Origin of the sequence: Amycolatopsis sp. Hca4 (assembly GCF_013364075.1) — a bacterium.
Lineage (GTDB): Bacteria > Actinomycetota > Actinomycetes > Mycobacteriales > Pseudonocardiaceae > Amycolatopsis.
On sequence record NZ_CP054925.1, the window covers coordinates 341,899 to 360,948 of the forward strand.

At 71.9% G+C, this 19,050-nt stretch carries 16 protein-coding genes; 8 read left to right on the forward strand and 8 right to left on the reverse strand.

The genetic code is table 11. The annotated features are described in order from the left end of the window. Window positions 1-76: 76 nt before the first annotated feature. Window positions 77-1,405: a hypothetical protein gene (locus tag HUT10_RS01600; protein ID WP_176169549.1), complete on the forward strand. Its 1,329-nt coding sequence runs from the start codon at window positions 77-79 to the stop codon at window positions 1,403-1,405. Between the two features lie 9 nt (window positions 1,406-1,414). On the opposite strand, the gene HUT10_RS01605 is transcribed toward HUT10_RS01600, so the two are convergent. The 4 genes from HUT10_RS01605 to HUT10_RS01620 all read right to left on the reverse strand — a co-directional run bounded on the left by HUT10_RS01605 (window position 1,415) and on the right by HUT10_RS01620 (window position 5,658). Next, window positions 1,415-2,041: a response regulator transcription factor gene (locus tag HUT10_RS01605; RefSeq protein ID WP_176169550.1), complete on the reverse strand. Its 627-nt coding sequence runs from the start codon at window positions 2,039-2,041 to the stop codon at window positions 1,415-1,417. A 104-nt stretch (window positions 2,042-2,145) separates the two neighbouring features. Beyond that, complete coding sequence (locus tag HUT10_RS01610; protein WP_176169551.1) at window positions 2,146-2,796, reverse strand: response regulator transcription factor; 651 nt, start codon at window positions 2,794-2,796, stop codon at window positions 2,146-2,148. 3 nt (window positions 2,797-2,799) lie between these two features. Next, entirely contained in the window at window positions 2,800-3,477 is a 678-nt protein-coding gene (locus tag HUT10_RS01615) for a sensor histidine kinase (RefSeq protein ID WP_176169552.1), read from the reverse strand. A gap of 486 nt (window positions 3,478-3,963) precedes the next feature. Beyond that, a complete protein-coding gene (locus HUT10_RS01620; protein WP_254896609.1) occupies window positions 3,964-5,658 on the reverse strand; it encodes an enoyl-CoA hydratase-related protein in 1,695 nt (564 codons plus the stop codon). 605 nt (window positions 5,659-6,263) lie between these two features. Here HUT10_RS01620 and HUT10_RS01625 point away from each other — a divergent pair. Then, window positions 6,264-7,715 carry a non-reducing end alpha-L-arabinofuranosidase family hydrolase gene (locus HUT10_RS01625; RefSeq protein WP_176169553.1) on the forward strand — a complete coding sequence of 484 codons (1,452 nt, stop codon included), beginning with the start codon at window positions 6,264-6,266 and terminating at the stop codon, window positions 7,713-7,715. Between the two features lie 60 nt (window positions 7,716-7,775). On the opposite strand, the gene HUT10_RS01630 is transcribed toward HUT10_RS01625, so the two are convergent. Together HUT10_RS01630 and HUT10_RS51735 are read right to left on the reverse strand one after the other, a co-directional pair. Beyond that, entirely contained in the window at window positions 7,776-8,441 is a 666-nt protein-coding gene (locus HUT10_RS01630) for a hypothetical protein (protein ID WP_176169554.1), read from the reverse strand. Further along, complete coding sequence (locus HUT10_RS51735; RefSeq protein ID WP_176169555.1) at window positions 8,438-9,712, reverse strand: hypothetical protein; 1,275 nt, start codon at window positions 9,710-9,712, stop codon at window positions 8,438-8,440. Before HUT10_RS51735 ends, HUT10_RS01630 begins: the two co-directional genes overlap by 4 nt. Window positions 9,713-9,839: 127 nt before the next feature. Between HUT10_RS51735 and HUT10_RS01640 the strand changes: the two genes are divergently transcribed. Next, the gene (locus HUT10_RS01640) at window positions 9,840-10,673 is read left to right on the forward strand and encodes a leishmanolysin-related zinc metalloendopeptidase (RefSeq protein WP_176169556.1); all 834 of its coding nucleotides are present in this window, start codon (window positions 9,840-9,842) and stop codon (window positions 10,671-10,673) included. A gap of 61 nt (window positions 10,674-10,734) precedes the next feature. On the opposite strand, the gene HUT10_RS01645 is transcribed toward HUT10_RS01640, so the two are convergent. Further along, window positions 10,735-11,616 (reverse strand): hypothetical protein, encoded by an 882-nt coding sequence (locus HUT10_RS01645; protein WP_176169557.1) that lies wholly within the window; start codon window positions 11,614-11,616, stop codon window positions 10,735-10,737. 4 nt (window positions 11,617-11,620) lie between these two features. Next, window positions 11,621-12,202, reverse strand: a complete 582-nt coding sequence (locus HUT10_RS01650; protein ID WP_176169558.1) for a hypothetical protein — start codon at window positions 12,200-12,202, stop codon at window positions 11,621-11,623. Between the two features lie 256 nt (window positions 12,203-12,458). On the opposite strand from HUT10_RS01650, the gene HUT10_RS01655 reads away from it, so the two are divergent. From HUT10_RS01655 to HUT10_RS01675, 5 genes are all read left to right on the forward strand, one after another. Further along, entirely contained in the window at window positions 12,459-13,793 is a 1,335-nt protein-coding gene (locus tag HUT10_RS01655) for an ATP-binding protein (protein WP_254896610.1), read from the forward strand. Window positions 13,794-13,909: 116 nt separating this feature from the next. Beyond that, on the forward strand, window positions 13,910-15,169 hold the full coding sequence (locus tag HUT10_RS01660) for an MFS transporter (RefSeq protein WP_176169559.1): 1,260 nt from the start codon (window positions 13,910-13,912) through the stop codon (window positions 15,167-15,169). Further along, window positions 15,166-16,491: an ATP-grasp domain-containing protein gene (locus tag HUT10_RS01665; RefSeq protein ID WP_176169560.1), complete on the forward strand. Its 1,326-nt coding sequence runs from the start codon at window positions 15,166-15,168 to the stop codon at window positions 16,489-16,491. The genes HUT10_RS01660 and HUT10_RS01665 overlap by 4 nt, the downstream gene beginning before the upstream one ends. Beyond that, window positions 16,488-17,753, forward strand: a complete 1,266-nt coding sequence (locus HUT10_RS01670; RefSeq protein WP_176169561.1) for an acyl-CoA dehydrogenase family protein — start codon at window positions 16,488-16,490, stop codon at window positions 17,751-17,753. Before HUT10_RS01665 ends, HUT10_RS01670 begins: the two co-directional genes overlap by 4 nt. Beyond that, window positions 17,746-18,999, forward strand: coding sequence for an ATP-grasp domain-containing protein (locus HUT10_RS01675; protein WP_176169562.1), 1,254 nt, complete (start codon window positions 17,746-17,748; stop codon window positions 18,997-18,999). The genes HUT10_RS01670 and HUT10_RS01675 overlap by 8 nt, the downstream gene beginning before the upstream one ends. Window positions 19,000-19,050 lie beyond the last annotated feature (51 nt).

The window sequence follows — 19,050 nt, forward strand, 5'->3', positions numbered from 1 at the left end:
ACGGGCAACCAGGGACGCACGGCCGCACACCCGTCCGCTGGTGCCGGACCGGTGACACGAAAGGGAGACTTCGCGCATGGGAGCAACGGCGACGCTGTCCGAGGCCGGCCTGGTCGCGGAACCCGGCCAGGAGACGAGCTGCACGGTGACCGTCCGGAACGCCGGGCAGGTCGTCGACCAGTTCGCGATCGACGTCGTCGGCGACGCGAGTGGCTGGGCCACCGCGGAACCGGCGACGGTCAACCTCATGCCGGGGGAGACCGGGACGGTCACCGTGCGGTTCGCGCCGCCGCGGTCCTCCGACGTTCCCGCCGGGACGATCCCGTTCGGCGTCCGGGTGTTCTCCAGCGAGGACCCGGCCGGCTCGGTCGTCGAAGAGGGCACCGTCCAGCTCGGCGCCTTCACCGACGTGACCGCCGAGATCGTGCCGGCCAAGGTCGAGGGCAGCTCCAAGGCCGACTTCGAGGTCGCCGTGGACAACCGCGGCAACCGGCCGGTGTCGGTCGAGCTCAGCCCGCTGGACCCCGAGGACGAGCTGGACTTCCGGCTCGAGCGCGAGCGCGCCGACCTGGCGCCGGGCACCGCCGCGTTCGTCCGGATGCGGGCCAAGCCGCGGAAGCGCTTCCTGCGCGGGCCGTCCGTCCGGCACCGCTTCCAGGTGTTCGTCACCGCCGACGGCGCCGAGCCGCTCAAGACCGAAGGCACCATGGTGCAGCGGCAGCTGCTGCCGAAGTGGCTGCTGCCGGCGCTCATCGCGCTGCTCGTGGCCCTGCTCGCCCTGCTGACCCTGTGGTTCACCGTGCTGCGGCCGGCGGTGAAGTCGGCTGCCCGCGAGGCCGCGCAGGAGCAGAACCAGGAGATCGTGAAGGCCGCGCAGGACGCCGGGGCCGGCGCGGACCAGGCGAAGAAGAACGCCGACCAGGCCAAGCAGAACTCCGAGCAGGCGATGAAGGCCGTCGGCCTGACCCCGCCGGGCGACAACCCGGCACCGCCGGGCACCGGTCCCGGTGGCACGCCCCCGACCCGCGTCTCGAACGCCGCCGCCGACGGGACGCCGACGGACTTCCGGGTGGCCGCGGACGCGAAGATCGACTCGAACGTCAACCGGTTCGCCGAGTTCCCCTACACGCTGCCGGACGCGGGCAAGACGCTGGTGATCACCGACCTGATCCTGCAGAACCCGCGTGGTGACACCGGAACCCTGCGGCTGCTGCGGGATTCCGGCGGCACCAAGACGGTCCTGCTGGAGGTCGGGCTGTCGAACTTCCGCGACCTGGACCACCACTGGCTGCAGGCCTGGCGGTTCCAGCCGGGGGAGAAGATCGTGCTCGCGGTCAGCTGCCAGAACCCGGCCGACCGGGGCCACTGCACCCCGTCGGTGTCCTTCTCCGGCCGGGTCGAGTAGGCGGTCGTGCTAGATCAGCCCTTCGCGCATGGCGAACGCCACCGCGTGGGCGCGGTTGCGGAGCTGGAAGCGGTTGGTGATGTCGTGCAGGATCGACTTCACCGTCCGCTCCGAGTAGCTCAGCTGGTCGGCGATCTCCTTGGTCTCGAACCCGTCGGCGACCAGCCGCAGCACCCGGGTCTCCCGCTGGGACATCCCGGCGAGGTCCCACCCGTTCGGGTGGAGCACGTCCCGCTGCAGCCGGGACACCCGCGACAGCAGGCGGCCCAGCAGGTCCGGCGGCAGCGCGCCTTCGCCGGCGGCCGCGGCCTTGACCAGCCGCACCAGGGTGTCCGGGGTGGCGTCGGCCCGGCGGATGATCGCCGACACCCCGTTGCCGACGACGTCGAGCAGCTCCGAATCCTCCACCTCCCCGGCGACCAGGACTACGCCGGCGTGACCGGCGCACTGGAGGCTGCGCAGCAGCTGCCGGGCCTCGGTGTTCAGCCGCTCCACGATGACCAGCACCACGGCGGGCTCGTCGGAGCCCTCGTCGGCGAAGCGGATCTCGGGGCGTGACCGCAGCGCGGCCGTGACGCCCGCGTGGGTGATGGTGTCGGTGGCGTGCAGCAGCACCGGAACCTGGTCGGTGATCATCGTGAAAGCCCTCCCTCGAACGACATCGGATCGCTCAACCCCCAGGATCGTGGTGCGGGCGCTCGCCGAACAGGGACATGGAGTCCCGACCTGTCCCGCTTTCCTTACTCCGATCGGGCAATGCCGGCCTCCCGGGCCTTCGCGATGGCCTGGGAGCGGTCGGTGACGCGGAGCTTGCGGAAGATGTGGGACACGTGGTTGCGCACGGTCTTCTGGCTCAGCACCAGTTCCTCGGCGATCGACGCGTTGCCCATGCCCAGCGCCACCAGCCGCAGGATCTCCTTCTCGCGCAGGGTGAGCCGCGGGAACGACTCGTCGCGCGGGGTCGCCGTCCCCAGCAGCGACAGCACCCGGGTGGCGATGGCCGGGCTGAAGATGGCCTCGCCGTCACCGATCACCCGGACCGCGCGGATGATCTGCTCGTTGCGCGCGCCCTTGAGCAGGTAGCCGCGGGCGCCCGCGCGCATGGCGGCGAACACCGCGGCCTCGTTCTCGAACATGGTCAGCATCAGCACGCCGGTGTGCGGACTGGCGCTCACGATCCGCCGGGTCGCTTCGACCCCGTCGAGGTCCGGCAGGTTCAGGTCCATCAGGATGACGTCGGGTTCCAGCCGGGCCGCGTCGGCGACCGCGGTCAGGCCGTCGGCCGCCTCGCCGGCGACCTCCATCCCGTCGGTGGCGTCGAGCATCGCGCAGAGCGCCGCCCGGAAGACGGGGTGGTCGTCGACGACGAGGACGCGCAGGGCTCCGAACACGCTTCACTTCCCCGCGGCGATCGGCAGCCACGCGGCGATCCGCGTGCCGCCGGAGGAGACCGGCTCGACCCGGCAGCCGCCGCCGAGGTCGCCGGCGCGTTCCCGCATCGAACGCAGCCCGGTGCCGCCGACCGCGGGCAGGGCCTCGCCGTCGGTGCCCACGCCGTCGTCGACGATCTCCACGTGCAGGTCGCCGTCCCGCGGCCACAGGTGCACGGTGCACTCGCGGGCCCCGGAGTGGCGGGCGACGTTCACCAGCGCCTCGCGGATGATCCGGTAGGCGGTCACCTCGACCTCCGCCGACAGCGGCGGCAGGTCGCCGCGGACCTCGACGGCCACGCTCAGCGGGCCGTGTTCGGCGGGCACCCGCGCGGTGAGCGTGGCGGCGTACCGGCGCACGGCCACCACCAGCCCGGCTTCGTCGAGGGCGGGGGGCCGCGCGTCGGCGACGATCCGCCGCAGGTCGGTGATCGCGCCGTAGAGCTCCTCTTCGAGCCGGGCCAGCAGGTGCTCGGTGCCCGCGCGGTCTCGCGCGATCAGGTCCCGGGCGGCACGCAGCCCGAGAACGGCGGCGGTGAGTGTCGGCCCGAGCCCGTCGTGCAAATCGTGGAGCACCCGTTTCAGCCGGTCTTCGTAGCCCGCGGGACGACCGAAGTCGGCGACGACGAATGTCCGGCGCATCTTCTCCCCGTCCGCCAGAAATGGTCCGGCCCCCTCGCGAACCGGGGGAACCAGCTCTCGTGCGGGTGGCCCAGCCCCCTGCTCCGTTTCCCGTAGCGAGATGGTCACCCGCTGTACTAATCGCCGCATACCGCCCGCGTGTTTCAGTCCGGAGGACCCCGGAAGGTCACGGTATGGTCCCGAAGCGGAAACGCTCGTAACGGCCCAGGTCGAGGTGATGATCCGTTCGGCGCAGCGGGTTCCGGCCGTCAAAAACGATTCATGAACTGGCCGGTGACCCGGTGGAAATTCGACAAACCCGAGACGCTGCACTTTCGGGAAGTCGCACGGCGGACGGAGCAGAACGGCGGCGGCAACCGGCCGAACAACGGTTGCGCCGATTCTGGTTTCGTTCTTCCGATCGAAATGTGTGGCTCTCGGGGCGTTTCGAGCTGGGACCGGGGGAGTGGACTCGGTGCCGTCCGGCGCGGTGCCGTCGCCGCCTGCTCAGCCGACCGAAGTCATCCGCGGCAGCCGCGGCGACGGCAGGAGTGGCGGCTCCGGCGCCGGGCCGGCGGCCCGGCCGGTGAGGAAGGCCCGCCTGGCGCCCGCGAACCCGTGCCGGTCGTCGAAGATGTCCTGGCTCATCTCGGCGAGCTCCCGGACCCGGTAGGTCTCCAGCGGCCGCCGTTGCTCGTCGGCCTCGCGCGCCGCCTGTTTGCGGCGGACCAGGGCGTCCGCTCGCCCGCCGGCGGCCAGCTCGGTGGCGTGGTCGAGCACGGCCGCGGCGAACTCCGCGCGGTCGCCGCCTGTCAGGTGGTCGACCAGCCCGAGCTCGGCCGCTCCGGCCGCGGTGATCGGCTCGCAGTCGGTGGTCAGCCGGTGGGCCTGCTCCTGGCCGGCCCGGCGCGGCAGCACGTAGGTCCAGTACTCCGAGCCGTACAGCCCCATCTTGCGGTAGTGCGGGTTGAGCAGGACACCGTCCCTGGCGATCACCTCGTCGGCGCCGAGGGCGGGCATGACACCACCCGCACCCGCGTCCCCGGCGAGCGCGGAGACCACCAGCTGGCCGGTGCAGTCGATGATCTCCCGGCACAGGTCGTCGATCGCGGTGATGTTCCGCCAGGCCTCCGCCGCGGGGTTCGGGTGGGCGTCGATGACACCCAGGTGGATCCCGTTGGAGAACACCTCGCCGCCGGCCAGGACCAGGACGCTGGTGTCCTGCGCCGCGGCGTGGCGCACCGCCGCGGCCAGCCGACGGCACTGGCGGGTGGACATCGCGCCGTTGTGGAACGCGAACTGCACCCACCCCACCCGGCCCAGCCGCCGGTAGCGGATCTCGCGGAGGCTCGGCGGGACGGCGGCCACGGGCACCTCGGGGACGCTTTCGCCGAGAGCGAGCACCGCAGGCAGCTTGACCGTCGTGCCCGGCGCGTCGGGAGCCAGCCGCCGCGCCTGCCCGATCCACAGCGCGCCGTCGCCGGTGCGGACCAGCACGGCACCCTGGCCGCGGGCCGCGATGGTGCCGGGCTCGCCGGGACCGGCCTCCCCGGGATGGGCGTCGAACACCGCCACCGGGACCCCGGCCAGCTCGGTGTGCACGCCGGGACGGCCGTCCGCGGCCCGGATGCGACGCAGGATCCGGGCGGTCGGCTCATCCCAGGAGAACGCCCGGTCGGCCTGCCGGACCAGCGGGCGTTCGACGCCCGCACCGGCACTCTGGCGCCGCGGCGCGAAGGCGGGGTCTCCGGCCTTGGTCACGACCTCGCCGATCAGGCTCATCGCCGCATCGGACACCTGGGTGTTGTAGAGGGTGCTCTTGCGCGGCGGATCGGACGGCATCCGGAACACCCGCGTGCCCCAGACAGGGCCGCCGTCGAGGTCCCCGGTCGCCTGCAGGGCGGTGACGCCCCAGGTGGGTTCGGCGTCCATGATCGCCCAGTCGAGCGCCGACGGGCCACGGTCCCCTTCGGGGCCGGGGTGGATGATGATCGTGCGGTGGCGCCGCCAGACCTCGTCGGGCACCCGCTGCCGCAGGAACGGGCAGAGGATCAGCTCCGGATCCGCGGCGGCCGCGGCCTCGGCGATCTCCCGGGAATCGCGCACGATCCGGACCGACACGCGGTGACCGCGATCGCGCAGGGCGAGCCAGGCCCGCTGGCTGAGTCCGTTGAACGCCGAGCACAACAGCAGGATCTTCAACGGGCCTCCGCTCGATCGGGTACCGGACAACAGGCGGCGAACGACCGGTCGACGGTACCCGAAACGGGGCCGGAACTGACGCGGCCAACAGGGTAGGCGCATTCCGCCAACCGGGCTGTCCCGGCCGAAGATCCTTGCCTGTCAGTGAATTCGAGCGGAAGGGCGTCCGGGAAAAACATGCCCCGCAGCTTTCCCGAGATATTCCTCCAGTCATGCACACAAAGTGTATAACGTCCTATACAGCGGTCGATGATTTTGAAAAATCAGTACGCGACGAACATCAAAACCGCCAGGACGAGGGGGTCGGCCGGCGATGCTGCCGCGGTGGCAACGCCGGGGGCGTGAGCAGGCATTACGAAACTTTCGAAGCCGTGCGACCATGTAACTTTCACGGCGCGCGCGTCCTGTGTGGACGCTCCGCAGCGCGTTGAGGAGGCAAAGCGCCTTCGTCCGGCTTCGGCGGTGCGCGCGGTGGTGTTCGCGGATTGACAATGGCGCCGCTCGAAGTCCAGGCTTGCGCGACGAATGTTAGCGATAACAGTCGTGCTCGTGCGCATACCGATCTGGCCGTCCAACGGCGGGTAGCTGACCGGGAGAAGATCGTCATGAAGAAAAGAAATCTCAGCCGCAGGAGCCGGCACCTGATGGCCGTGCTGGCCGCCGCGGCGACGGTGGCGGTGACCGCGTTGTACGGGGCCGGTGCCGCACAGGCCGACACGACCGGGGCCCTGCGCGGTGTCGGTTCGGGTCGGTGCCTCGACGTCCAGAACGCCAGCCAGACCGACGGTGCCGCGGTGCAGATCTACGACTGCTCGGGCGGTGCGGGCCAGCAGTGGACCTCGACCGCGAGCGGGCAGCTGACCGTCTTCGGCACCAAGTGCCTGGACGTGGCCGGTTCGGGGACGACCGCCGGCACGCGGGTGCAGATCTGGACCTGTCACGGCGGGGCCAACCAGCAGTGGCGGCTGAACGCCGACGGTTCGGTGGTCGGCGTGCAGTCCGGGCTCTGCCTGGACGTCACCGGGGCCGCGACGGCGAACGGCACCGCGGTGGCGATGTGGACCTGCCACGGCGGGACCAACCAGCAGTGGACGGGCCTGTCCGGCTCGCCGTCGACCACGACGACGACCACCACGCCGACCGGCACCGGCTGCACGCTGCCGTCGTCGTACCGGTGGACGTCCTCGGGTGCGCTGGCGCAGCCGAAGAACGGGTGGCTTTCGCTGAAGGACTTCACGAACGTGGTCTACAACGGCCAGCACCTGGTCTACGGGTCCACGGTGAACTCGTCGGGTTCCTACGGCTCGATGGCGTTCAGCCCGTTCACCAACTGGTCGGACATGGCTTCGGCGGGTCAGAACGGGGCGAACTCCGGCACGGTCGCCCCGACGCTGTTCTACTTCGCGCCGAAGAACATCTGGGTGCTGGCCTACCAGTGGGGTCAGTGGCCGTTCATCTACCGCACCTCGAGCGACCCGACCAACCCGAACGGCTGGTCCGCGCCGCAGCCGCTGTTCACCGGCAGCATCTCCGGTTCGGGGACCGGTCCGATCGACCAGACGCTGATCGCCGACGGCTCGAACATGTACCTGTTCTTCGCCGGTGACAACGGCAAGATCTACCGGGCGAGCATGCCGATCGGGAACTTCCCGGGCAGCTTCGGTTCGAACTACACCACGGTCATGAGCGACACGCAGGCGAACCTGTTCGAAGCGGTCGAGGTGTACAAGGTCCAGGGGCAGAACCAGTACCTGATGATCGTCGAGGCGATGGGGTCGGGTGGCCGGTACTTCCGGTCGTTCACCGCCAGCAGCCTGAGTGGTTCGTGGACGCCGCAGGCGGCCAGTGAGAGCAACCCGTTCGCCGGCAAGGCCAACAGCGGGGCGACCTGGACGAACGACATCAGTCACGGTGACCTGGTGCGGACGAACCCGGATCAGACGAAGACGATCGACCCGTGCAACCTGCAGTTGCTCTACCAGGGCAAGGACCCGAGCGCGGGTGGCGACTACAACCGCCTGCCGTGGCGGCCGGGCCTGTTGACGCTGCGGCGTTGACCGCCTGAAGCACGGCCAGTGAGACGAGGGCCCCGGCTGTCACGCCGGGGCCCCTCGTTTTCAGTGGCGTCCGGACGGCGGGGGTGAGTACGTCACGGTGGTGCCGTCGCGCAGGCAGGTCGCGGCCGGGGACGGCGGGGCGGTCGTCGGGGTGGTGACGTCGGGGCCGCACTTAGGCGGCGGGGGCGGGGTGTCGCTGCCCGAGGTGAACCAGGCCACGGCCGCCACCGCGCCCGCGGCGACGAGCACGCCGGCGGTGGCCCAGGCCAGGCCGTGCCGGGCCGGTGGTGGTGGGGGTGGTGGGGTGACCGGTGGGCGGATGACCTCGGCGACGTCGATCGGGAACGGTTCCGAACGTTCGGCGCGGAAGCTTTCTTCGTCGGCGAGGAACCGCTGGTACACCGTGAGCGCGGTCGCTTCGGTCCGGGCGAGGGCGGGGCCGGTGGTCACGGGGTCGCCGTCGGGGCTGAGGAGTCCGTGCAGCAGTACCAGCGGGCGGCCGTATTCGTCGCGTGGTTCGCCGTGGGCTTCCGCTTCGGTGAGGGGGTGTTCGGTCCAGACGAGTGTGCCGTAGGGTGTGGCCGCGGTCCGGGTGGGCAGGTCGTCCAGCGGGGTCGCGGTGGCTTCGAGGAAGCCGTGTTCGCGGAGGAAGCCGGGGATGAGCAGGGCCGAGTAGCCGCGTCGCCGTCCGCGGGCGATGAGGAACGGCCAGGCGCGGCCGGTCACCAGGTGCCCCGGTGGTCGCCGCCGAGGCGGGAGACGGGCAGTTTCGCTTCGAGGACGGCGACCTGTCGTTGCAGTTCGCCGACCACGCGCCGCCGGGCTTGGACGTAGTCCTCGGCCAGGCGGTCGGCTTCGCCGAGGCGGGCCATCCGGGCGCCGTGCTCGGCCGGGTCGTCGTGCGGGTGCAGGGTGTCGAGCAGGAGCATGAGGCCGGATTCGGCGATGACGCCGGCGCCGACGGCGGAGGCGAGGGCGCGGGCGGCGTGGGCGGTGAAGTGGCTGCCGAGGGTCCGGAGTGCTTCGGCGGGGCCCATCCGCATGCGCCGTTGCGCGGCGGCGAGCAGTTCGGCGCGGGTGGCGCGGTCGAGGGCGAGTTCGGTCTGGCGGAGGATGTCCGGTACCACGACGGACAGGGGGGCTTCGACGTTGGCGGGGGTGAACCGGCCGCCGGGCTTCTTGCGGACGGTGCCGCCGGAGTAGACGGCGAAGTCGTGGCCGACGGCGGTCACCGGGATCAGCCGCACGATCCGCCGGGTGCTGTGCACGTGGACGAGGTCGGCGAAGCCGGGGGTGGCCAGCAGGCGGTCGCGGACGATCCGGAGCCGTTCGTTTTCGTCGGGGTGCAGGTGGTCGAGCAGGTCCCACTTGGTGATGACGAAGACGATCGGGCTGCGGACCGGCAGCATGGCGTTGATCATGGCGTCGAGGGAGGCTTCGAGCATCAGTGTGCCGCGTTGGTCGCCTTGTTCGGCTTGCAGGAGGCGGAAGCCGTCGATGATGCCGACGAGCGCGTCGGCGCCGGCGATGGCCTGCAGCAGGGTTGCTTGTGCGGTCGAGCCGGGTGCGTCGGGGTCGGTCAGCAGTTCGCCGGGGTATTCGAGGTAGCCGAGTTTGACGACCGGTTCGGTGGCGCCGCCGACGTCGGCCATGACGCTGAATTCGAATTCGCGCAGTTCGCCGCGGGTCGTGCCGCGTGGCCACTCTTCGTCGACGTCGGCGGCTTTGCGGTACCAGCGGTTCAGTTCGATCAGTTGTTCGTGGGGTACGCGCAGGTAGAAGCCGCGGTCGCCCGGGGTCTGCAGCCGGCGGTAGATGCCGGTCAGCAGCAGGGTTTTGCCGGAGCCCTGGAGCCCGAGGGTGACGATCCGGAACGTCGGCACCCCGCCGGGCGGTCCGGACAGGACCGCGGAGGTGTGGCGCGCGCGGCGGCGCCGGCGGACGCGCCAGAGTACGACCACGAGTGTCAACGCGAGGACGAGCAGCACGAGGCTCACGGTTTTCCCCTTCCTTCTCCGAATCGGAGTCGCGAAGCGTCCGGGAGATACGGCTGGTTGCCCGATGTATCTGCCGGGGTGGTGGCGGGCTCTGACCGGGACAGTTGTCGCAGCGGAAGGAACGACCATGCCGGAACCGAAGATCTACAACGCTCGTGCCGACGCTTCGCGGGCGCGGTTGCTGACGGGTACCGAGTCCCCGTTCACCATCACTGTCGAGTTCGCCGGTGGGCTGAGTCAGGCGCAGGAGGACGCGTTCGCCGCGGCTGCCGATCGGTGGGCGACGGTGATCGTGGGTGACCTGCCGGACGTCGTGCTGGACGGCGTGCCGATCGACGACGTGCTGATCGTGGCGCAGGGCGCGGACATCGACGGCGTCGGCCACGTGCTCGGTCAGGCGCACATCACCCACGTGCGGCCGGCCGGTCCGGAGGCGTGGGCGCTGCTGCCGGTCCGCGGTGAGATGACGTTCGACAAGGCGGACCTGGCCAGGATGGAGGAGACAGGTGTCCTGGGGGACGTGATCACCCACGAGATGGGGCACGTCCTCGGGATCGGTTCGCTCTGGGGTGCGAAGGGGTTGCTGGTCGGCAAGGGCACCAGTGATCCGTCGTTCGCCGGGCCGGCCGCGGTGGCGGAGTACCAGAAGCTGCGTGGGGCGGGCGAGGGGGTGCGGGTGCCGGTGGAGGACACCGGCGGGCCGGGTACCCGGGACGTGCACTGGCGGGAGCGGGTTTTCGGTACCGAGCTGATGACGGGTTTCGTCGGTCGGGCCGCGAATCCGCTGAGCCGGTTGACGGTGGCTTCCCTGGCGGATCTCGGCTACCAGGTCGACGTCGACGCGGCGGACGCTTACGAGCTGCCGGCGGCTGCGGTGCGGCCGGGCGCGGGGATGGCGGTGCACGCCTTGGCGGTCACGTCGGCGCCGGTCGAGCTGTCCCGGGTGGGGCTGCTTGGCTGAAGGGGGAGGGTGGCCGGTTCCGCGGCGGCGGAACCGGCCACGCGCGCGCCGTGGCGGCGGGTCAGGGTGGCTGGTTCTGGAACTGGAACTGGACGCGGACCGAGTCGTCGAGGGGCACGATGATCGTGGTGTTGCTCGCCGACCAGTGGTCGGCGACGAGGAACATGCGGTCCTTGCCGTGGATGAGCAGGCGCAGGTTGCGGTACCGGTAGTGGAACGTCTGGCCTTCGGAGGGCGGCAGTTTCGTTTCCTGCACGCCGGGGCTGCGCAGGAAGAGGCTTTCCTTCGTGTCGAGGATGACGCTGGGCAGTCGGCCGAGGCGGTTGGCCTGGTCCATCGCGAGGCCGCGGCCGGACCACTGCGCGACGGTGGCGGTGGTCCAGAACGCGCTGACGGCGACGACGAGGTACACGAGCGTCGTCGAGGTGCGGCGGAACGGTGCCGGGGGCGCGGGTGGCCGCAGGAGGCGGCCGAGGGCCGAGCCGGCGCCGAGCAGTGTGCCGCCGGTGGCGATCAGCAGCGGGGTCACGAGTCCGTAGAGCCGCCAGTCGCGCAGGAACGGGTAGGCGAGGAGCAGCAGGAGGCTGGCGGCGAGAGCGGTCAGCCCGGCCACTTGCCCGGCTCGGGCCAGCCGGCGCATCCGGCGGACCGTCCGGGGGGAGGCCTCGGGGTGGATCCGGCGCCGGATCGCCGCGTGCGCCGCGACCGCGCCGGCGCCGGCCGCGGCGAACAGCAGCAACGGGGTCAGCAGTGGCTGCGGGCTGCGCATGATGTAGTCCTGGGTGCCGAGCCCGATCGTGTCGACGTCGACGCCGAAGTACTCGTACTGCGACCGGGCCGAGACGTAGCCGAAGTAGAACAGCAGTGCGCTGAGCAGTGTCAGCGGCGGGATGACGGCCTTGCCGGCTTCGACGAGTCGGTCGAGCCGGCTGTTCTCCTCCACTGGGTCACCCGGTCGGGCTGGGTGGGTCGGGCTGGGACAGGCCGATCGAGCCGGGGTTGATCCGGTTTTTGAGCTCCCGGCAGGAGCTTTCCCGTGCGGGAGTGCAGGGGAAGCCGCCGGCGAACTTCAGTTGCGCGCCTTCGGCGGTGCCGGGGCCGGTGATCGTGACGGAGCACTTGCCGTCGCCGGGGCGGAAGGTGTAGCCGGCGCACCGGGGCTTCCCACCGCAGGCGCCGCCGACGCGGAAGCCGTTCGGGGGGTCGGCCCAGACCCGGGTGACCGTCACGCCCGTGTCCGGTAGCGCGTCCGGTTGCAGCCAGCCGGCGATCGCGCACAGTGTGCCGGTCCCGGCGGGATCGGCGTTCCCGCCGATCGGCAGTTCGGGGATCGAGATGGCGATGTCGTGGTCGCTGGTCCGGGGTTGTTCCGGGTCGCTCGGTTCGGTGCCGGGAGCCGTCGGTGCGGGTTCGGTGGTGGTGACGTCGGGGTGGGTGGTGGCCGGGGTGCCGGGGGTGGCCGGGGCCGAGCAGCCGGCCACGCCGAGGGCCAGCACCGCGATCACCCGGCGGGAACGGGACAGGTTCATGGGGTTTCCTCCTCGGTGTGCAGAGCCGCCGGGGGAGTGCGGTGATACAGCGTGGTTTCCGGCCCGGCTGGTCCGTGCGGCGCGCTGCACGGTGTGCAGAGAACCGGTTGACGGCGTTGTGGTGACCGGAAAAACACGCCGTTTCCTGCCATCGGGGTTACGCCGATCGGGCCATCCGCGGCGGCGTAACTTGCCTTTGTATCTGTGGTAAAGCTCGTTGCCCCTGTAGCAGTGAGCTCAGCCATAGGGAGAGGGCATGGGTCGGCCAGAACGCCCGCTGGACCCCTCCGCCGGACCGATCGCCGCGTTCGCTCATGAGCTGCGGGTCTTGCGGAGCCGGGCCGGGAACGCCAGCTACCGGGAGCTCGCGCGAGCCGCGCACTTCGCGCCGTCGGTGTTGTCCAGTGCCGCCAGTGGGCGGCGGTTGCCCACGCTCGCCGTGACGCTGGCGTTCGTGTCCGCCTGCGGCGGTGACCGCCACGCCTGGGAGCGGCGTTGGCGGAGCATCGCGGGGAAGAGCGGTGACGAGACACCGAAGACGCGCACGCACCCCGTGCGGCCGGCGCAGCTGCCGCCGGGGTCGAGGACCTTCGTCGGGCGGGAAGCCGAGCTGGCGGCCGCTGCCGCGGTGATCGGGGCCGGCGGGGCGGGGAAGGCGCCGGTGCTCGTCACCGGGCCGATCGGGGCCGGGAAGACCGCGTTCGCGTTGCGGCTGGCCGAGGAGGTCGCGCCGGGCTTCCCGGACGGGCAGCTCTACGCCGACCTGAGTGCCCGCGGGGCCGGTGCGCGCTCGGCGGACGCCATCGTGCGGGGTTTCCTGCGGGCGCTGGGTGTGCCGGCTCGTCTCGCCCCGGACGACCCGGCGCACCGCGTGGACCTGTACCGGTCGCTGCTGGCCGAACAGCGGCTGTTCGTGCTGCTGAGCGGCGCCGGCACCGAGGCCCAGGTGCGTCCGCTGCTCGGCCGGAGCGCGCGCAGCCAGGTCGTGGTGACCAGCCGGGCCCGGCTGCCGGCCCTGGAGGACGTGCACCGGGTCGAGCTCGCCGCCTTCAGCCGGGCGGAATCGCTGGCGCTGCTGGGGAAGATCGCGGGCGAACACCGGGTGCGCGCCGAACCGGCCGCCGCGGACGCGATCGCCGCGCTGTGCGGCGATCTGCCGTTGGCCGTGAGCATCATCGGGCGCAGGATGGCGGCGCGGCCGGAACGGACGTTCGCCGCCACGGCGGGCCGGCTGTCCGGCGGCGAACGGCTGCTGGCGAGCCTCAGTGTCGGGGACGTCGACCTGCGCGACCGGTTCGCCGCGGCCTACGAGGGCCTTTCCGCGGCCGGGCGTGCGGTGTTCCGCCACTTCGACGCGGACTGGACGACGCCGGCCGCCGTCGCGGCGGCGACGGGTGCCGCCCTCGAGACCGCCGACGAGCTCCTGGAGTCCATTGTGGACGCGGGGCTCCTGTACCGTGCCGACGTGGCGGGCCGCTACGCGATCCCCGGGTTGGTCAGGGTGTTCGCCGCCGGGCGGCCGGTGACGTCGGCGAGATTCCCGGCTCGGCGGGAACAGTTCCCCTACCCACCGGGAACCGGCCGAAATTAGCCTTTGCGCATCGGGCCGGCGGGCGTTCCGCGTCCACTGTGGACTTCAGCGCGCCGCCGGCCGTCGCGAATCCGTGACACGGAGGTGGCTGTGCGACCGACCAACGAGGTGGCGGGGTGACCGGCGCTGCGCGAACCGGCGTGTTCGCGGTGCTGCGGGCGACCCCCGCCCCGGTCAGGTACCTGCTGAGCGGCATGCTCATCAACCAGCTGGGCGCGTTCGTCCAGACGTTCCTCGTGCTCTACCTGACCTTCCACGGCAGCTCACCCGGCTTCGCCGGGGTCTGCCTCGCCGCCTTCAGCGTGGGCGCGATCTTCGGCGCCATGCTCGGCGGCGAGCTGACCCACCGGTTCGGCGGCCGGGCGACGATCGTGGCCGTGATGACCTGCGCGGCACCGCTCGTCGCGTCGATCCCGCTGGTCCGGGGCGTCCCGGCGGCGCTGCTCGCGGTGGTCGCGCTCTCCGGGCTGGCCATCCAGGCCTACCGGCCGGCGGCCGCGGTGCTGCTCGCCGAGTCCATGCCCGAAGAGCACAAGGTGATGGGCTTCTCGATGATGCGCATCGCGCTGAACATCGGCGCCGCCGTGGCGCCGCTGCTGGCGGCGGTGCTCATCCAGATCGACTGGGACCTGCTGTTCTGGCTGGACGGCACCACCGCCGCGCTGTGGGCGCTGCTGGCGTTCGCCCTGCTCCCGAGGCGAACCGCGGCACCGCAGCCGGCCGAGCCCGGCGGCGCCCGCGCGAGGGCCGCCGGCGCCCGCGCGGTGTACGGGACGATGGTCCGCGACACCCGGTTCCTGTGCTACCTGGTGGCCGGCGTGTTCGGCATGATGGTCTACGCCGGGTCGGTCGCGGTCCTGCCGCTGAACATCGTCTCCGCCGGCTACCCGGTCGGGCTCTACAGCACGGTGCTGGTGATCTCCTCGGTCGTGCTGATCACCTGCGAACTCAAGATCACCACCTACATCGTCCGCATCCCCAAGTACGTCGCCGGGCTGACCGGCAACCTGGTCAGCGGCCTGGGGTTCACCCTCTACGGGCTCCTCGCCCAGCACCCGTTCTTCGTCCTCGCCGGCGCGCTCTTCGCCGTGTCCGGGCTGATGATCCACGGGCCCAGCACCGCCGCGCACCCGGCGACCTTCCCGGTCGAGGTGCGCAGCCGCTACATCGCGACGAAGGAAACCCTCTCCGGCCTGGCCGCCACCCTCGGCCCGGTGCTCGGGCTGTACGTCTGGAGCCGGTACGGCGGCCCGGTGTTCTGGGGCTGCTGCGCGCTGCTGTCGGTCATCGCCGGCTCGATGCACATCTACGGCCTCCGGACGCCGCCCGCGCCGAAACCCGTCCCCGAACCCGAAGTCGTGGGAGAGCGATCATGACCGAACCCCAGGGCGTGCTGCTGGTCATCGGCAGCGGGCTGCGGACCTACCGCGAATACCTGGTCGCCTCGATCCACCGGTGCGCCCGCCGGGCCGGGCTGGGCCTGGTGCTGCTGAACAACCTCAAGCCCACCTGGCAGCGCGGCTACTTCGACGAGATCGTCCACGTCGACGTGTTCGACGCCGACGAGATGCTCGCCGCCGCCCGGGAGGTCGCCGAGCGGCACCGGGTCGTCGGCCTGATGTGCTGGGACGAACCCGTCGTGCTCGCCGCCGGTGAGCTGGCCGCCGAGCTGGGGGTGCCCGGCCTCGGCGTGGCCGGGGTCCGCGGCTGCCGCGACAAGAACCGCACCCGGACCGTGCTGACCGCCGAAGGGCTGCTGCAACCGGGGTACGCCCTGACCACCGGGCTCGCCGAGGCCCGCGCCGCGGCCGCCCGGATCGGCTACCCGGTCGTGCTCAAGCCGCGGGCCATGGGCGCGAGCATCGGCGTGGTGTTCGCCGGCGACGAGTCCGAGTTCGACGCGGCGTTCGGCGTCGCGATGGGCGCGGCCACGGTCGACCAGAGCCGCTACGGCGGGGCCGCCATCGTGGAGGGCTTCGTGAGCGGGCCGGAGATCAGCATCGACGGCGCCGTGCACAAGGGCGAGTACCTGCCGATGTTCGTCGCCCGCAAGCAGACCGGCGAACCACCCTACTTCGAAGAGGTCGGCCACGTCGTCGACGCCGCCGACCCGCTGCTGCACGACGCCGCACTGCTGGACGTGCTGGTGCGGGCGCACCGCGCGCTCGGCGTCGAAGACGGCATCACCCACACCGAGGTCCGGCTCACCGAGCACGGGCCGCTGATCATCGAGGTCAACGGACGCCTCGGCGGCGACCTGATCCCGTTCCTCGGCAAGACGGCCACCGGCATCGACCCCGGCGAGGTCCTCTTCGCCGTCGCCACCGGCAACCGGCCGGTCATCACCCCGACCCGGAACGCGGTCGCCGGCATCCGCTTCGGCTACCCGGACCACGACTGCCTGGTCGGCGAAATCACCGTTCCTGCCGATCCCGCGCAGGTGCCCGGGCTGGTCCTCGCCTCGCCGATGACCGCACCCGGCACCACCCTGCGGCTGCCGCCCGGCGGCTACCTCGCCCGCCACTCGTTCGTGGTGTGCGAGGCCGACGACCCCGAAACCTGTGCCCGCCGACTGGACACGGCCGCCGCCACGGTGCGGGTCGACGCCGTCCCGGTCGGCCCACCCGAACCCGGTACCGCGTTCGAAATGCCCGCCGGGCTGCTCGACGTCGACGAACACGAGGGAGTTTCCGCATGACCATGACCGAGCCCGCCCGCACCGATGTGCCGCTGACCGGCGCGCAGATCCTCGAGAACGCGAAGGCGCTCGCGCCGGTCCTGCGCGAACGGGCCGCGGAGATCGAGGCCAACCGGAGCCTGCCCGACGACGTCGTCCAGCTGCTGCGCGACGCCGGTGTCTTCCGGATCGGGTTCAGCCGGGAGTGGGGCGGCCCCGAGATGACGTCGATGGAGCAGACCGAGGTGATCGAGGCGCTGTCCTACGGCGACGCGTCCGTGGGCTGGTGCGCCAAGCTCGGCTCCGACATCGGCCTGCACGCGAACTTCCTCGACCAGGACGAAGCCCGCCGGATGTTCACCAGCATCGACATGCACTCCGCCGGCGTGCTCCCGGTGACCGGCCACGCCGAACGGGTGCCCGGCGGCTACCGGCTCACCGGCCGGTGGGGCTTCGGCAGCGGCTCGACCCACGCCGAATGGGTGGCCTCCGGCGCCATGGTGTTCGAGAACGGCGAACCCTACGCCAGCCCGGACGGCAGCAACCCGCACGAGTCGCGGCTGTTCATGGTGCCGCAGGAGCAGATCCGCTCCCTGGACAACTGGTACACCCTCGGCCTGTGCGGCTCCGGCAGCAGCGACTACACGATCACCGACGTGTTCGTGCCGGAGAACCACACCCTGACCTTCGACAACCCGAAGGTCCCCAACGGGCCCCTCGTCCAGCCGGACGTCATCCAGCGCAGCATGTGCGGGGCCCCGCTCGGCGTCGCGCGGGCCGCCCTGGACTACGTCCGCGACCTCACCATCGAGCGGGTCGACATGCTCAAGGGCTCGCCGTGGCGGATGAGCGGCCTCGCCTGGAAGGACAACGAGCACATCCAGATCACCCTGGCCGAGTGCGAAGCCGACTACAGCACCACCCGCGCCGGCGTCTACCGCGCCCTGGAGCGGCAGTGGGAGGTCACCGCCGACGGCATCGGCACGCTCGACGACCTCACCCCCGACGAGCGGGTCGCGCCGGCCCTGACCGGCTGGCAGGCGTTCCAGATGGCCAAGCGGGTCGTGCTGCGGCTGAGCGACCTGCTCGGCACCGCCGCGATCCGCTCCGGCGACCCGATGAACCGGTGGCTGCGGGACGCGGTGACCATGGCCATGCACCCGACCGCCCGCGACCGCGTCACCCAGACCGTCGGGGCGCACCTGGTCGGCGCCAAGCCGTCCATGCGGTTCATGCTCGGCATCGTCGACAAGCCCAAGACCGAGTCCGACGCCGATGCCTGAGCGGCCCGTCCTGGTCGTCGGGTTCGTGACGCCGGTGCTGCTGGCCCTCACCGGCGCCGAGCCCGACGGCTCGGTCGTCCTCGTCGAAGAGCCCGACGTGGTCCGCAAGCGGGACCTGCGCCCGAAACTGGCCGGATCGGCCCTGGTCCGCGAGCTGGTCGAGTGGGAGCACACCCGGCCCGGCTCGGCCGACGAGTTCCACGCCGCCCACCCGGACCTGGACCCGGTGGCGGTGGTCCCGCTGATCGAGTACGCCACCCCGTTCGCCGCCCGGCTCGCCGAACGCTACGGCGTGCCGGGCGCGAGCCTCGGCGCCGCGCAGATCCTGCGGGACAAGTCCGTGCTGCGCCGGGTCAGCGCGGCCGCCGGGCTGGCCAACCCGCAGAGCGTCACCGTGACCGGCCCGGCGGACGTGCGGGCGTTCCTGCGCGCCTGCCCGGGCCCGGTGGTGCTCAAGCCCGCCAACCGGCAGGCCGCCGTCGGCACCCGGATCGTGCACGACCCGGCCGAGGTCGAGCAGGCGTGGGCGGACTGCGTCGAGCAGGACGAAGGCATCTTCGTCCCGGACCGGCCGATGGAACTGCGCATGCTGGCCGAGCGGTACGTGCCCGGCGCCGAGTACAGCGTCGAGATGCTCGTCGGCGGCGGGCGGGCGCTGTTCGCCAACGTCACCGGCAAGCAGCTCTACCCGGGACCGCGGCCGGTGGAGCTGGCCCACATCGTGCCGGCCGGCATCCCCGGCGAGCTCACCGCGACCCTGGTGGACGTCACCCGCCGGGTCGTGGCGGCCACCGGCTTCGCCGACGGGATCGTGCACTGCGAGTGGATCGTCGGCGACGACGGCGTGCCGTACCTCGTCGAGTGCGCGGGCCGGATCGCCGGGGACGGCATCATGGAACTCATCGACCGCGCCTACGGGATCAAGCTGTTGCGCGCGTACTTCGCCGTGATGCGCGGCGAAACCCCGCCCGAGCTGCCGTCGCGGGCGGCCGGCGGCGCGGCCGCCCGGTTCGTCACCATGGAGCCCGGCGTGGTCGACGCCGTGGTGGGCCTGGAGCAGGCCCGCGGCGTGGAGGGCGTGTTCCTGGTGGACCTGCAGGTCGGTCCCGGGCACCGGTTCGACGGCCTGCGCAGCTCCTGGGACCGCGCGGGCCTGGTGATGGCCGAGGCGGACGACCCCGCCGAAGCCCTGCAGCGCGCCGAGAAGGCCGCGGGCCTGGTGCGGATCGAGCTGCGCCCGCAGTAGTGTCCCCGCGACGAGAAGAGGCCTTCGCCGGAGGATCGGCGAAGGCCTCTT